This is a genomic window from Streptomyces chlorus (genome assembly GCF_042655885.1).
Taxonomy (GTDB): domain Bacteria; phylum Actinomycetota; class Actinomycetes; order Streptomycetales; family Streptomycetaceae; genus Streptomyces; species Streptomyces chlorus.
In genome coordinates, this window is record NZ_JBHSOA010000014.1 from 17977 (window position 1) to 31102 (window position 13126).

The following is a 13126-nucleotide window of genomic DNA, read 5'->3' on the forward strand; positions in this document are numbered from 1 at the left end:
TTTTCCCCTGGCTGGACTCATGGCGTCACACCTTGAACATGTCCGAAATGACAGTTGCGAGGGCTTTCGTTACGTTCATCGCAAGTCGGTCGCCCGGCCGACGTCCGTGAGACAGAGAGAAGTGACATGCCCACGCGCACCTTTGCTGTGGCCGCTGTCGGCGTAGGCGCGGCGGCCCTTGCAGCCACCGGTATCACCTACGCCGCGACCTCCGCATCCGCCCCGGCGTCCCCGTCCGTCCACCAGCCGGCCGCAGCTGCCCAACGGGCGGCCCAGCCTGAACAACGAGTCGCCCCTGCCGCGGCTCCCGCTAGCGGCGGCAGCGCAAACGGAGAGAAGGACGAGGGCCGCGACCGCGAGGGCGGCGGACGCAACTACGGCCATGAGAAAAAAGAGGGGAGGATCTACTTCAACGAACGTGTGTACTCCGCCTCCACTGAGGGCTGCGTCACTGCGGCCAGCGGACTGGGCTCCAGCAGCTTCAATGTTTTCAATGACAGCCGGAAGACCATCGCGGTCTTCCGCGGCTTTACCTGTGACAACGGCGCTCCGGTCGCCACCGTGGGTCCCCACGGCGCCACCAATGGCGTTGTGACCCGTACCGTCCACGAGGGCGTGTTCGGTGACGATGGCGTCGTGGGCAGCTTCCTGGTGATCGGCGGCCACGACGAGTGGTGACAGCGCCGCCCGGAGTGCAGGAAAGGTCCCGGCCCGCCGTAATCGGGCCGACGTTCCCGGCGTCGTGGATGTACGCGGGCTGCGGCGGGCACCTGCTGACGGGCGCTCAGGCCGTTTTCTGTCCCGCCGAGTGTCTGACTGCGTGACAACGCCGACGCACAACCGTGGGCAAGCACGCACACCTGCGGATCATCACACCAGGTGAGGGGTACTCGGGCCCGAGGTCGAGCGCCCAGCCGAGTTGCTTCGGGACGAAGAGGTCGTGGGTTCAAACCCCGCCACCCCGACGCGATTTTCAGCTGGCGATGACCTGCCCGACGACGGAGAGGCGCTGCTCGCACTCCGGGCAGGTCGCCTCACCGAAGGCATAAGTCAGGGCGCGCGCGACTTCCTCATGACCGTCGGCCAGGGCAAGATCGTAGAGGCGGCGGCCGAGACCTTCCAGGGCGCGGGGGTCGGCTGGATGGAGAGGGAAGGTTTCGATGTCGTCGGAGAGGGCGTAGTCTTCCGCCGCGCTGAAGAAGCCCCGCTCTCCGATGATCCCCCACAGCGACGCGCACCCATCGGGATCGGGGCACTCGAGTTCGTATTCCTCGCTGACGACGCCCCAGACCAAGCCCTCAGCCCAGTGGATGTCGCCCTCCAGGTTCAGGACGGCCTCAAGCAGGTGGCAGTAGTCGTTCCGGTCGGCGGTGACCTGCCGCCACCGGTTTGCGGCGCCCAATAGACGTGCGACTTCCGACGCGTACTGGTGCCGCAGGTTCCGGGTCTCGTACCGCTGGTCGGCCTGGACGAGAAGGGCGCCGGCCAGGTGGAGGGCCGAAGCTGCCATGTCGGCTTTGTTGACCTCCGCCAGGTCGGCCAGCGTGTGCAGCACCAGCGGATCGGCGACATCCAGAGAGCCGTTGTGGTAGAGCTCCGTCCAGAGGTCGCTCCAGGCCTGACTGTCCGGGCCCGTGGCAGCCCGTTCCAGCAGGGCCCTCAGGCGGTCGGAATCGGCGTCGTCTGCGCGAGGAACAGGAGAACTCGTCGTCATCTCCGGCATCCAAGCAGACTGCCGCAAGCGCGCTTTCGCCGACCTGTCGATTGCTGTGGATGCATGCCGGTCGGCATGTCCGGTGGCGCTGGGCCGACCGGCCGGGCGAGCTGTTGCAAGTCTGCCCGGTGCCGGAGCTGTTCCGCTGACATCCAACATTGACATCAACGACCACGGACAGCGGTGGCGACCGGCAACCATATGCGGTGCCCGTGCGCATAGGGGGCCGCAATCACATCGGGCCCTGATCGAACTCCTAAAGCGGGTGTCGCAGGTTCGAATCCTGCCGGGGGCACAGAAGAAAGGACCAACTCAGGACGGAGTACAGCGACCACCGCAACCGTAGTCGACTGTCAGAAGCCGTCGATGGCTGACTGACCAGCCCACCAGTCCTGAATGACTGCTCAGCCGAGAGTTCGGGACGAAGAGGTCGTGAGTTCACATCCCGCCACCTCGACGCTGGACAGGGTGCCGATCGCATGATCGCGGCTGGCACCCTGCCGTGCTCGGGGACCAAAAGCGAACGAAGTTGATCAGGCCCGCGTCACCCTCTTCTCGGTCTTCGGCGCCCTTCCCCTGCTCTTCGGTGTGGAAGCTGAGGAGCGTGGTGGGCAGGGAGCGGGGCGGGTACCGGCGGACGAGTCGGCCCCGTGACTGGACCGGCACCACATTGACGCGGTCTCACGCCGTGGTGCGCGGCGAAGTCCCACGGCCGGCACACACGAGCTGATCCACCGGCTGCGCCTGACGGTCGAGGCTTGCGGACGGGCATCCGCAGACCAGAACGCGAGAGGACCAGTGAGCGACGAGGCGTGGCCGGTCAGCCGCGTGCGAATTCGAGGAGGTCGGCGTTGAACCGTTCCGCGAACTCGGGAACCATCGACAGGCCGTGCGGAGCACCCGGGTAGACCTTGAAGGTCACGTCCTTGACGAGCTTCGACGATTTATTCGCGGATGCCACGATGGGAACGATCTGGTCGTCGTCGCCGTGAATGATCAGCGTGGGGATGTCGAACTTTCTGAGGTCCTCAGTGAGGTCGGTCTCGGAGAACGCCTTGATGCAGTCGTGGGCACCCTTGATGCCCACCGTCATGCTCCAGAGCCAGAACTCGTCGCGGATCCCCTGCGAGACGGTCGATCCTTCGCGGTTGGCGCCGTAGAAGGGAGTACTGAGGTCCTTGTAGAACTGGGAACGGTCCGTCAGCACGCCTTTTCGGAGCTCGTCGAAGACGTCGATCGGCAGCCCCTCCGGGTTCGCTTCCGTCTTGAGCATCAACGGGGGGATCGCGCCGAGTAGAACCGCCTTGGTGACGCGACTCGAGCCGTGTCGGCCGATGTAGCGTGTGACCTCTCCCCCACCGGTCGAGTGACCGACCAGGATGACGTTACGAAGGTCGAGGGCCTCGATGACCGAGGCCAGATCTTCAGCGTACGTGTCGAGGTCGTTCCCCTCCCAGGGCTGGCCCGAGCGTCCACCCCCGCGCCGGTCGTGGGCCACAACCCGGAAGCCGTTGTCCGCCATCAGCTTCAGCTGCGGATCCCACGCGTCCGCGATCAGTGGCCAGCCGTGGGAAAAGACCACCGGTGGGCCCGACCCCCAGTCCTTGAAGTGGATCTGTGTGCCGTCCTTGGCAGTGGCAAAGGCCATGATTGCCTCTCTAGCACTTGTCCGGAACTCCGCACTTCATGGGAATTCAGTGCCCGAGCCGCACTTGGAATGTCACACCACAACCAGCAGCGGACGCACATGGGGGCGACGGAGAGGCCGGCAGCGGAAGGCGGCTGATGAGCACGTAGTGCTTCCGACCCTACTCGGGAAGCTCCACTTCAGCGCATCGGGCAGGCCACAGCGATCACCCCGCCCGTAGTTCGCATCGAGAGGGCCCCGTGCAGGATCTCGGGGCGTGCCATTCGTGCGCCAGAACGGGCGAAGACTCACGGGGAGCCTTGGTACGCACGGGTACGGCCAACGGATACAGCCAAAAGCAGGAAACCCGCAGGTCGTGCCAACGGCTCCCCAACCTCGCTCCCAAAGCAGGTGTCGCAGGTTCGAATCCTGCCGAGGGCACAGAGAAAAAGCAGGTCGGAGGTCCTGCCGCCCGAGTAGGCGGCAGGACCTCCGGTCTCGCACCACACGTATGTGAGGGGCCCCTCAACTACAGTTGCTGCTCCCACGGATTGACGACCAGAGCCCCGGTTCGGGCCATGTGTTTGATGTTGCTTGTGGCGACCGTCCACCCGTTGGCCAGGGCGGTGGCGGCGATCAGTGCGTCCGGTGGGTCGATGCCGGCCGCTTCTGAGTCGACGGCCGGTTGCCGGAGGGCTTCGAGGAAGGCCCGGGTGGTCTCGCGCGCGTCGGCGACGGCGGTCGCGGAGCGGATGGTCGTGGCGTCGACGCACGTCGTGTCCATCAGGTCCACCCTGGCCTCTGGCTCGTCAATGTCCGGTCCTGCCTAACCATCCCTCCTGCCCCGCCCAGCACCCCCTTAACCCGGCAGGGCCCGATTACCTCACCGGCGAACACGCAAAAACCTATGTCGGCCAGAGTAGACATTGGGTGGTGGTGTGGTTATGGTTTCTCTCGTAGCCGAGATCAGCAAGGCCCGGCAGAGACGAACTGCCGGGCAGCAGTACCCGCAGTTGCAGTGCGCAGGACGGTGCGGTGGTGGAGTTCCGAAGCCAGAGCGGTTGCAGGACGGCGACGGGACTGACGACCGGACCGGGTGGCCCGCAGTGATCAGGGGCCGCCGTGAGCAGTACCCAGCAGTGAAGTCAGTGAGCAGCACCTCGGTGAAGGCGTCGGCTGCGGACGCGCGCACCGGGAAGTTCGGCAGTGGGGTTCCAAGCCAGAGCAGACGCAGGACGGGCGACGGGGCTGGCTGCCGAAGAGTGGCGCTGTCACAGGCCACGGAGCAGTTCGCATCACCAGCAGTACGCAGGAAAGCAGCACCAGCAGTACCAGCAGTAGGAAAGTGATTGATCCCAGAGGGAAGAAACGGAGGAGCCAGGCGCCATCAGGATCGCCCGGGTCGAAATCTTGAGCCCGGGTACCGCAGGACATCGATAGTGAGGTGGTCTCCGGTCAAGCAACCGCGATCCCCGCACCCCCGACAGCGAAGTTCCCGTCGGGTCTGCGGACACAGAAGGCCGGCGCAGCACTAGGGCCGGCAGATGGTATAGCAGTTCCTTCGGGGCCCTGGTGCCATTGGCACCAGGGCCCCTCCACGCGCTCCACAGAGAGGTGCAAGTGACAGCAGACGACTCGTTCGGCCGTCTCGACGACGACGACTACCCCGCCTACACCATGGGCCGGGCCGCCGAGATACTCGGCACCACCCAGGGCTTCCTGCGCGCCATCGGCGAAGCCCGCCTGATCACCCCGCTCCGCTCCAAGGGCGGCCACCGCCGCTACTCCCGTTACCAGTTGCGCATCGCGGCCCGCGCCCGGGAACTCGTCGACCACGGCACCCCCATCGAGGCCGCCTGCCGCATCGTCATCCTCGAAGACCAACTCGAAGAAGCCCAGCGCACCAACTCCGCATACCGCCGCGCCGCCGAAGCGTCCGACCCGTCTGCGGCCCGAAGCAGCGCGTGGTCATTGCCTCTGGTGACAGGGCGTGTGGGCATGTAGCGTCTGCGTCAGCTGTCATGGTTCGGAAGTTCCCCTTCGCCCACGTCTTCGGCGTGGGCATTCTGCTGTGCTGTGCTGCAGGAACCCGAGCGATCACCTCTGCCTTCCGCACTTTGCGGTAGGCGTACATCGGCTGGGAAGGCATGAGACATGGCTACGGGAACTGTGAAGTGGTTCAACGCGGAGAAGGGCTTCGGCTTCATCGCCCAGGACGGGGGCGGCCCGGATGTCTTCGCCCACTACTCCGCGATCAACTCCTCAGGCTTCCGTGAGCTCCAGGAGGGCCAGATGGTGACGTTCGACGTCACCCAAGGCCAGAAGGGCCCGCAGGCCGAGAACATCAACCTGGCCTGACCTGGCAGCCCTGCCCGAGGGATCGCGCACACCACGTCCGGTAGCTGCCGTCGTCCGTGCGGGCGGTGCTGTCAGCCGGGCAGTGGGATCCCCCTCTCGCGGGCGGCGAAAGATCCTGTCATGCACAGGATCGGGGTGCATCTGGGGACGGCGCGACATCGGCCGAGAGTTCCTGAACTCGGTCGCTTCAAGCGTTGTCCCGGGCTCGTTCGCCTCACCGTACGCGTAGCCGTTGAGCCGGGGGCCACGACACTACGGTCCTGGTCGCCGGCGACCAGGGTGTTACTCGGAAGCGACAGGAGCACCGGGCCCGATGAGTACGGATACGAGGCCGGGGCTGCGCGCCGCGTGGCGGCTGGGGCGCCGCACACCCTGTGCGGTTGTCGTGCCGTTGGAGGAGTAGACGTTCAGACGCTCGTCCAGGCTTCGAGGAAGGCTTTCCGTCCAGCGGGATCGTCCGACCTGCGGTCGGCGTGCAGGACGCGCCAGGCGGTGAGTTCGAGATCTCGGAGCCATAGTTCTCCGATGACCTGTGTCTTGAGGTCGGGCAAATGGTCGGACTCGGCGAGGGCTTGGCCGATCACCTCCCCGGCTGCGACGCGTTGGGGCGGGGTCATCTCATCGACGGCCGAGAGGATCTGTCGGGCCAGGGCGGTTCCTTCGCCTGCCAGGGATTGCAGCACGTGAGCCTTGATGTTGACGGGTAGCAGGTAGGCGGTGCCCGAGGACCTCCACAGGTTGGACCAGAAGCGTTCGCCTGCCTCGGTGGGGGCAGGGAGCGCGGCCAGCAGTCCGAGGAGATGGCCGATGGCCGCGTAGCCACTGGAGTGGGCGGCTGCGACAACTGCGATGCCGGCGACGCGCTCCACATCGAGATGGCTGGCTTCGAGGTCTGAAGCCAGGGCCAATTGGTGTTCCAACTGGTCTGTGAGGGGGGCGGACACGTGGGGGCGGACCTGAGGAAGCATCGGCGATCCTTGCGGGTAGGCGAGCGGAGATGCCCGTTCGGAGGCCCTGATCGTTCCCACAACCGGCCGCTCTACTCGGCTTCGGGCGGCCCGATTGGCGGCGAGACCAAAGGCCGGAGTCCACACGGTGGCGAGAGAGCCCACGCCCGGCTGACGTGCGCTTGGTTTTCGGACCAACCTCTCGAAAGGCTGGCCTGTGAGGTCTCCTAGCATGAGCGCATGATTCCCAGTGACGCCCAGGAGCCCGAGGGAGGACGGGAAGCCATGTCCCGTGACGCCGCTGAGGTCGAATGTGTCCACGTCGCCTCAGAGTGTGGAGAACACCGCGAAGTCGGGCTGCCCCGCGGACCACAAGGTGACGGTGCAGGAGAAAGCGCCCGCTCGGTTGCCGCTCTGGTGGAGCAGGCGGCCGACCTGGCCGAATCGATCAAGCCGAGGTTGCGTGGCTGGCTCCATGCCGGAATGGTCCCCGCCGCACTGATCGCAGGCATCGTACTCATCTGCCTGGCTCACACCCCACAGGCAGCCCGGGCCTGCGCCGTGTACTCGGTCACCGCCTGGCTGCTGTTCGCAACAAGCGCCATTTACCACCGCGGTACCTGGGGGCCGCTCGGCGAGGCTCTCCTACGACGTCTCGACCACGCCAACATCTTCCTGATCATCGCCGGCACCTGTACCCCCCTGGCCGTGCTCCTCCTGCCGCCGGACCAGAGGTCCGTGCTGTTGTGGATCGTGTGGTTGGGCGCGTTGGCCGGCATCTCGTTCCGGGTCCTGTGGGTCGGAGCCCCGCGCTGGCTGTACACCCCGTGCTACCTGGCCCTGGGGTGGGCACCGGTGCGCTACCTGCCCGACTTCCTGCACACCGGCGGAGCGGCCGTACTCGCCCTGATCGTGGCGGGCGGTCTCCTCTACAGCGCGGGCGCGGTCGTCTACGCCCTCCAGCGCCCCAACCCCTCACCCCGCTGGTTCGGCTTCCACGAGGTGTTCCACGCCCTGACCGTGGCAGCCTTCACCGCGCACTATGTCGCCATCTCCCTGGCCACCTACTGACCCCGCGACAGTGTTCCGGCCCGCGCCGCTCATCACCCACGTTGCACGCTGACGGGTGCGTACACGACGCCGCCAATCGTCGGAGTCGGCGGGGCATGCGCCGGATGACGTTCTCGTGGACCTGCCGGTCGGCAGTCGTAATTCCGATGAGGCCGAGTCAGCCGACGGGCCCGTCCGCGATCGACGCAAGGCCGACCACTTCCTCGCCTTCACGAGCATCGCCTGCACCCTCATCTGCTACCGCAGACTCACCAAATGAGATGACCTCTCAAGCGGGTATCGCAGGTTCGAATCCTGCCGGGGGAACAGAGAAACACCTGGTCAGAGGCCCTTTCGTCCAGCGGACGGGAGGGCTCCTGCGCTTGCAGCACACATATGGCAGTGGGTGAGCTCAAGGACGCGTCCGGCGTGCCCTGCCGTGGCCGGCGAAGAGTTCGGGCAGGCGGGCGTCGAATGCCGTCGACGCTGTCAGTAGGCCTCTGCCAGTGATGCGGCGGCGTCGGGGAAGCCTGCCCCGGTCAGGCCGTGAAGGGCGAGCGCGGTGTCGTACGGCCGTGACGGTTCGGCGGCGGTGCAGGGCGAGGGCCGGGTCCACCGCCACCTCGTCGAGGCCCCGCAGGAGCGACCGGAATTCCGCCCGGTTCGCTCCCCTCAACCCGCCGTCGACCGGAGCGAGGGTGATGCCTTCGGATGCGACGGTCAGCTGGGCCGACGCCCTGCGGTCACCGTGGTAGAAACCGGCGGCACCCCCGTCGAGCTGCCCGTCCGCACGGGAGATCGCCAGACTCGGCGCGCACAGGGTGAGGACCGCGTCGTGCAGGAACGGCAGCAGGCCCTCGCTCGCAGAGGCGGCCGCCGGGGCGTTGGCGGTGGGGTGGTCCACAACAGCAGTACCTCTCGGGAACTCGGGAAGCGGCTCAGCCCTTGACGGCTGAGCTGGCGACACCCTGGACGAACCAACGCTGGAAGAAGGCGAAGACGATCAGGACGGGCAGGACGAGCAGGACGCCGAAGGCGAGGATCTGGCCCCAGTCCGGGGGCAGCTGGGCCTGGAAGACGCTCATCTCCAGCGGCAGCGGGCGTACCGAGGGGTCGGAGACCATCAGGACCGGCCAGAGGAAGGAGCCCCACTGAATGAGGAAGGTCAGGATCGCCACGGACGCGAAGGCCGGCTTCGACATCGGGACGATGATCGCGAAGAAGGTGCGCCAGGGGCCCGCGCCGTCGAGACGGGCGGCTTCCTCGATGCTCGGCGGGATCGAGCGGAAGAACGTGTGGAACTGGTAGACCGAGAAGGCGTTGGCGATGAACGGGATCGCCTGGATGAACAACGTGTTGCGCTGGTCGTTGAACATGTAGAAGAGCGGGACGGCCACCGACTCGAACGGGACCAGCATCAGCAGCAGGACGAGGGTGAAGACGGCGTTCCGGCCACGCCACTTCAGCCGTGACAGGCCGTACGCCGCCATCGAGTTGACGAACAGGCCGCCCGTCACCACGACGAACGACAGCAGCAGCGAGATGCCCATGAAGCGCCAGAAGTAGCCGGTGCTGTCGGAGTTGAGGTTGTCGAGGACGGCCGTGTAGTTGTCGAAGGACAGGTGGGTCGGGAGGAAGCCGGACAGGCCGTTCAGGACTTCGTCGGACGGCTTGAGGCTGCCCATGAACAGGTAGATCACCGGCAGCGCGAAGATGAAGGCCAGCACGCTCAGGACGGCGTAGTCGAGGAAGCGGCGCAGGGGTGTGCGGGTGAGGCCCGTGTGGATGCTCATGGTCAGTCCTCAGTCCTCGTTGTCGGGCCGGACGACGCGGCGCTGGATGAGGGTCAGGACGACGACGATCAAGAAGAAGACGACGGTGATCGCAGACGCCTGGCCGACGTTGCTCTGGTCGAAGGCGGTGGTGACGGCCTGGTACATCACTGTGCGGGCGGCGTCCTCGTTGAGGCCGCCGCCCTTGACGAGGACGTACACCTGGTCGAAGACCCGGAAGGAGAGCACCGAGGTGAGCATGGCGACGAAGACGAGGGTTCCGCGGATGCCGGGCAGGGTGACGTGGCGGAACTGCTGCCAGCGGCTCGCGCGGTCGAGTTCGGCGGCTTCGTAGAGCTCGCCCGGGATCTGCTGGAGGCCGGCGAGCAGGATGACCATCTGGAAGCCGACTCCCTGCCAGACGGACAGCACGATGATCGAGGCCATCGCGGTGGCGGAGTCGCCGAGCCAGTCGAAGGCGCCCCAGTTGCCGAAACTCACCGCGTGCAGCGCGGAGTTGAGCATGCCCTGGTCGCTGCGGGCGAGGATGAGCCGCCAGATCACGGCGACCAGCGCCATCGGGAAGACGACCGGCATGAAGAAGAGGGACCGGAACAGGCCGATCGCCTTGAGCTTGCGGTTGAGCAGGATCGCCAGCCCGAGTGCCAGCGCCGTCTGCACGGGGACGACGACCACGGCGAAGGTCAGGTTGTTCAGCAGGGCCCGCAGGAACGGGCCGGACAGGTCCGGGTCGGTGAACAGTCGGCGGTACTGCTCCAGGCCGAAGAAGGCCGGCGCGAGCGGGGAGCCGAGGCGGACGTTGTAGAAGGAGAGGACGACGGCGTAGCCGAACGGGACGCCGACGAAGGCGACGAGTCCGGCGACGGCAGGCGTGGACATGAGCAGTCCGTGCAGCCAGTCGCGGTTCTTGCGCACGGAGCGCGCCGGGCGCGCCGGACGCGCGGGCTTGTCGGCGGTCACGGGTGGGGCCTTCTCCCGGGCGTGGGGCGCGGCGTGTGCCGGTTCGGCGGATGTCACGGATGGGTCCTGTTCCCGGCGGGGGCGGGCACGGCGTGCGCGGGCCCGCCCCCGGCCGATGGTCCTACGGGATCTCGTAGCCGGCGTTGTCGGAGAAGTCCTGGTCGATGGCGCGGGCGGCCTTGGACAGGGCGCTCTTCGGGTCGGCGCCTCCGTAGACCGAGTTGAGGGCCTCGCTGAACTTGGCGGTGATGGTGGGGTATCCGGCGGTCACCGGGCGCGTGACGGCGACGCAGGACTCGGTGATGTCGCTGTCGCCGCAAGGCTTGGCGAGCTGGTCGGCGAAGAGCTGGAGCGGGCCGCTCTGCTTGTACAGGGGGGACGCGGCGAGCGCTGTCTTGGTGGCGGGCGGGGCGCCGTTGGCTGTCGTCATCGCGGTGACGTTGGTGTCGTTGAGGAGGTAGTCCATGAAGGCGCCGGCGGCCTTGGCGTTCTTGGTGTCGGCGCCGATGCCCCAGGCCCAGGATCCCTGGCCGGTCTTGGGGCCGTTGCCGAAGTCGGGCAGCGGTAGGACGACGAGGTCGTCACCGAGGGCCTTGCTGTAGGTGGGGTACATCCAGTGGCCGACCCAGCTCAGGGCGACGCGGCCCTTGGCGAAGGCGTTGCCGTCGGTGTTGGGGTCAACGTACGTCTTCCAGGACTGGACGGTCTTCAGCGCCGAGACCGCCGCCGGAGTGTCGAGGGCGCCCTCCGCCTTGCCGTCCTTGAGCAGCGAGCCTCCGGCCGACCAGACGACGGGGGCGAAGCCGTAGGCGCCCCACTCGGTGGCGAGACCGTTGTTCTCCTGGATGTCGAGGGTCTTGCCGTCGGAGTCCTTGGCCTTCAGCGTCTTGAGCGCGTCCGTGAACTGCTCCGCGGTCCAGCCGTCGGACAGGCTGGTCGGGTACTTCACGCCGGCCGCGTCCAGCAGCTTCTTGTTGCCGTAGATCCCGAGGCCGGAGTCGTACATGCCCAGGCCGTAGTGCTTGCCGCCGATCTCGCCCTGGGACTTGCTCGCGTCGGTGGCGTTGGCCATCGTCTTGGCGGAGACATAGTCGTCGATGGGGGCGAGCTTCTTGTTGTAGACGAAGTTCGCCATGGTCGGGCCGTCGAACTCCATCACGTCCGGCAGTTCGGAGGCGCTGGTGGCGGTGATCGTCTTGGTGTAGTCGTTGCCGGGTATCAGCTTCAGCTCGACCTTGATGTCGCTCTGCGAGGAGTTGAAGGACTTCACCGCGGCCTGCACGGCGGCGTCCTCGCTCTTCTGGCTCTGGTGGGCCCAGACACTGATGGTGCCCTTGCCGCTGCCGCCCTCCGCGGACGCGTCGGTGCCGCCGCCCCCGCCGCAGGCGGCCAGTGCCGCCAGGGGCAGGGTGAGAGCCAGGCCCGTACAGGCTGTGCGGCGGTACCTTCTGCTGGTCGAACTCATGGTGTGTGCCTCCGTGCTGTGGCGAGGGTTCGAGGTGCGGGAGTGCTTTCGAGGCGTGGGGGTGTGGGGCTCGAGGGTGTCAGTGAGGTCCGCGCGGACGGGGCGGGGCAGTGGTCTCGCGCAGGACGAGGCGGATGGGCATCCGGACGTGCCCTGCGGGTTCGGTGTCGGGTTCGTCGAGCTGGCGCAGCAGTAGCCGCGCGGCCTCGGCGCCCTGCTCGGCGACCGGCTGGGCAACGGTGGTCAGGCCGACCACGTCGGCGAGTTCGTGGTCGTCGAAGCCGACGACGGACACGTCGTCCGGGACCTTCAGCCGGTGGCGGCGCAGGGCGCGCAGCGCGCCCATCGCCATCTCGTCGGACTGCGCGAACACAGCGGTCGGCGGGCGGGAGGCGGCCAGCAGTTCGGTCATGGCCCGCTCGCCGCCATCGACGGTGTAGTCACCGTCCGCCTCCAGGGCCGCATCGTGCTCGATCCCGGCGTCGGCCAGGACGTCCAGGTAGGCGTTGCGGCGCTCGATGGGGGTGGTCCAGTGCAGCGGCCCGCTGGACCCGCTGATCATGCCGATGCGGCGGTGGCCGAGGTTCACCAGATGCCGTACGGCGCTCTCGGTGCCGGCCCGGTCGTCTATCCCGACGACGGTGAAACCGGGCCGGGTTCCGCCGACCGTGGTGGCCAACGGCACCCCCAGTGAGCGCAGCGCGGCCGACTCCTCATCGTCAGGAATGAGGAGGGACAGCACCGCGTCCACTCGCTTGCGGACCGGCAGCCTCGTGAAGAAACGCTTGCGCGTTTCCGGCGAGCCCAGGTTGTACAGCAGCACGTCGTACCCGGCGGCGCTGAACACCTTCTCGGCCGCGTCCAGCACGGTGCCGAAGAACCAGCGGCCCACGTAGGGGACCAGCACCCCGATGGTGTAGGTGCGGCCGCTGGCCAGGCTGGAAGCGGAACGGGACGCGGTGTAGCCGAGCTGAGCGGCGACGGCCGCGATCCGGTCCCGCACCTCGTCGGACACGCCCTGCCGGCCGCGCAGGGCGCGGGACACGGTGGACGCGGAGACGCCGACCGCCTGAGCGACGTCGTTGATGCTGGCCGTCACGGCGCAGTTCCTCCCGTTGGTTTCACGTCGGTGTGAGCTGTGGGGTGACGTGACCGTAAACCCGCCCATCTTGTTGCGCAAGCGTTTGCGTTCATATTTACTTGGGATGATTC

13 protein-coding genes are annotated in these 13126 nt (G+C 67.2%); 4 read left to right on the top strand and 9 right to left on the bottom strand.

What is annotated here, in order from left to right; translation table 11 throughout:
* Positions 1-126 precede the first annotated feature (126 nt).
* Positions 127-678 (top strand): hypothetical protein, encoded by a 552-nt coding sequence (locus tag ACFPZI_RS07890; RefSeq protein WP_381360084.1) that lies wholly within the window; start codon positions 127-129, stop codon positions 676-678.
* 295 nt (positions 679-973) lie between these two features.
* Here ACFPZI_RS07890 and ACFPZI_RS07895 read toward each other — a convergent pair whose 3' ends face one another.
* The 3 genes from ACFPZI_RS07895 to ACFPZI_RS07905 all read right to left on the bottom strand — a co-directional run bounded on the left by ACFPZI_RS07895 (position 974) and on the right by ACFPZI_RS07905 (position 4125).
* Positions 974-1723 carry a hypothetical protein gene (locus tag ACFPZI_RS07895; protein WP_381360087.1) on the bottom strand — a complete coding sequence of 250 codons (750 nt, stop codon included), beginning with the start codon at positions 1721-1723 and terminating at the stop codon, positions 974-976.
* 811 nt (positions 1724-2534) lie between these two features.
* Complete coding sequence (locus ACFPZI_RS07900) at positions 2535-3362, bottom strand: alpha/beta fold hydrolase (protein WP_381360090.1); 828 nt, start codon at positions 3360-3362, stop codon at positions 2535-2537.
* 508 nt (positions 3363-3870) lie between these two features.
* Positions 3871-4125 carry a PIN domain-containing protein gene (locus ACFPZI_RS07905; protein WP_381360093.1) on the bottom strand — a complete coding sequence of 85 codons (255 nt, stop codon included), beginning with the start codon at positions 4123-4125 and terminating at the stop codon, positions 3871-3873.
* Between the two features lie 836 nt (positions 4126-4961).
* On the opposite strand from ACFPZI_RS07905, the gene ACFPZI_RS07910 reads away from it, so the two are divergent.
* Together ACFPZI_RS07910 and ACFPZI_RS07915 are read left to right on the top strand one after the other, a co-directional pair.
* Positions 4962-5345, top strand: coding sequence for a MerR family transcriptional regulator (locus tag ACFPZI_RS07910; protein ID WP_381360096.1), 384 nt, complete (start codon positions 4962-4964; stop codon positions 5343-5345).
* 150 nt (positions 5346-5495) lie between these two features.
* Positions 5496-5699 (top strand): cold-shock protein, encoded by a 204-nt coding sequence (locus tag ACFPZI_RS07915; RefSeq protein WP_109381995.1) that lies wholly within the window; start codon positions 5496-5498, stop codon positions 5697-5699.
* Between the two features lie 407 nt (positions 5700-6106).
* Here the strand turns inward: ACFPZI_RS07915 and ACFPZI_RS07920 are convergent, their stop codons facing one another.
* A complete protein-coding gene (locus ACFPZI_RS07920; RefSeq protein WP_381360099.1) occupies positions 6107-6667 on the bottom strand; it encodes a hypothetical protein in 561 nt (186 codons plus the stop codon).
* Between the two features lie 396 nt (positions 6668-7063).
* Here ACFPZI_RS07920 and trhA point away from each other — a divergent pair, with 396 nt between their 5' ends.
* Entirely contained in the window at positions 7064-7717 is a 654-nt protein-coding gene (gene trhA, locus ACFPZI_RS07925) for a PAQR family membrane homeostasis protein TrhA (protein WP_381360102.1), read from the top strand.
* A 391-nt stretch (positions 7718-8108) separates the two neighbouring features.
* Here trhA and ACFPZI_RS07930 read toward each other — a convergent pair whose 3' ends face one another.
* From ACFPZI_RS07930 to ACFPZI_RS07950, 5 genes are all read right to left on the bottom strand, one after another.
* Positions 8109-8600 carry a glycogen debranching N-terminal domain-containing protein gene (locus ACFPZI_RS07930; RefSeq protein WP_381360105.1) on the bottom strand — a complete coding sequence of 164 codons (492 nt, stop codon included), beginning with the start codon at positions 8598-8600 and terminating at the stop codon, positions 8109-8111.
* Between the two features lie 34 nt (positions 8601-8634).
* Positions 8635-9489, bottom strand: coding sequence for a carbohydrate ABC transporter permease (locus ACFPZI_RS07935; RefSeq protein ID WP_360036284.1), 855 nt, complete (start codon positions 9487-9489; stop codon positions 8635-8637).
* A gap of 9 nt (positions 9490-9498) precedes the next feature.
* Complete coding sequence (locus tag ACFPZI_RS07940) at positions 9499-10506, bottom strand: carbohydrate ABC transporter permease (protein WP_381360108.1); 1008 nt, start codon at positions 10504-10506, stop codon at positions 9499-9501.
* Positions 10507-10570: 64 nt separating this feature from the next.
* A complete protein-coding gene (locus tag ACFPZI_RS07945) occupies positions 10571-11914 on the bottom strand; it encodes an ABC transporter substrate-binding protein (protein ID WP_381360111.1) in 1344 nt (447 codons plus the stop codon).
* 79 nt (positions 11915-11993) lie between these two features.
* Positions 11994-13013, bottom strand: a complete 1020-nt coding sequence (locus tag ACFPZI_RS07950; protein WP_381360113.1) for a LacI family DNA-binding transcriptional regulator — start codon at positions 13011-13013, stop codon at positions 11994-11996.
* Positions 13014-13126 lie beyond the last annotated feature (113 nt).

Excerpts from the sequence above, each read along its gene's own strand:
- ACFPZI_RS07890 (WP_381360084.1), top strand. The coding sequence starts at position 127 with ATGCCCACGCGCACCTTTGCTGTGGCCGCTGTCGGCGTAGGCGCGGCG.
- ACFPZI_RS07895 (WP_381360087.1), bottom strand. The coding sequence starts at position 1,723 with ATGCCGGAGATGACGACGAGTTCTCCTGTTCCTCGCGCAGACGACGCC.
- ACFPZI_RS07900 (WP_381360090.1), bottom strand. The coding sequence starts at position 3,362 with ATGGCCTTTGCCACTGCCAAGGACGGCACACAGATCCACTTCAAGGAC.
- ACFPZI_RS07905 (WP_381360093.1), bottom strand. The coding sequence starts at position 4,125 with ATGGACACGACGTGCGTCGACGCCACGACCATCCGCTCCGCGACCGCC.
- ACFPZI_RS07915 (WP_109381995.1), top strand. The coding sequence starts at position 5,496 with ATGGCTACGGGAACTGTGAAGTGGTTCAACGCGGAGAAGGGCTTCGGC.
- ACFPZI_RS07920 (WP_381360099.1), bottom strand. The coding sequence starts at position 6,667 with ATGCTTCCTCAGGTCCGCCCCCACGTGTCCGCCCCCCTCACAGACCAG.
- ACFPZI_RS07935 (WP_360036284.1), bottom strand. The coding sequence starts at position 9,489 with ATGAGCATCCACACGGGCCTCACCCGCACACCCCTGCGCCGCTTCCTC.
- ACFPZI_RS07945 (WP_381360111.1), bottom strand. The coding sequence starts at position 11,914 with ATGAGTTCGACCAGCAGAAGGTACCGCCGCACAGCCTGTACGGGCCTG.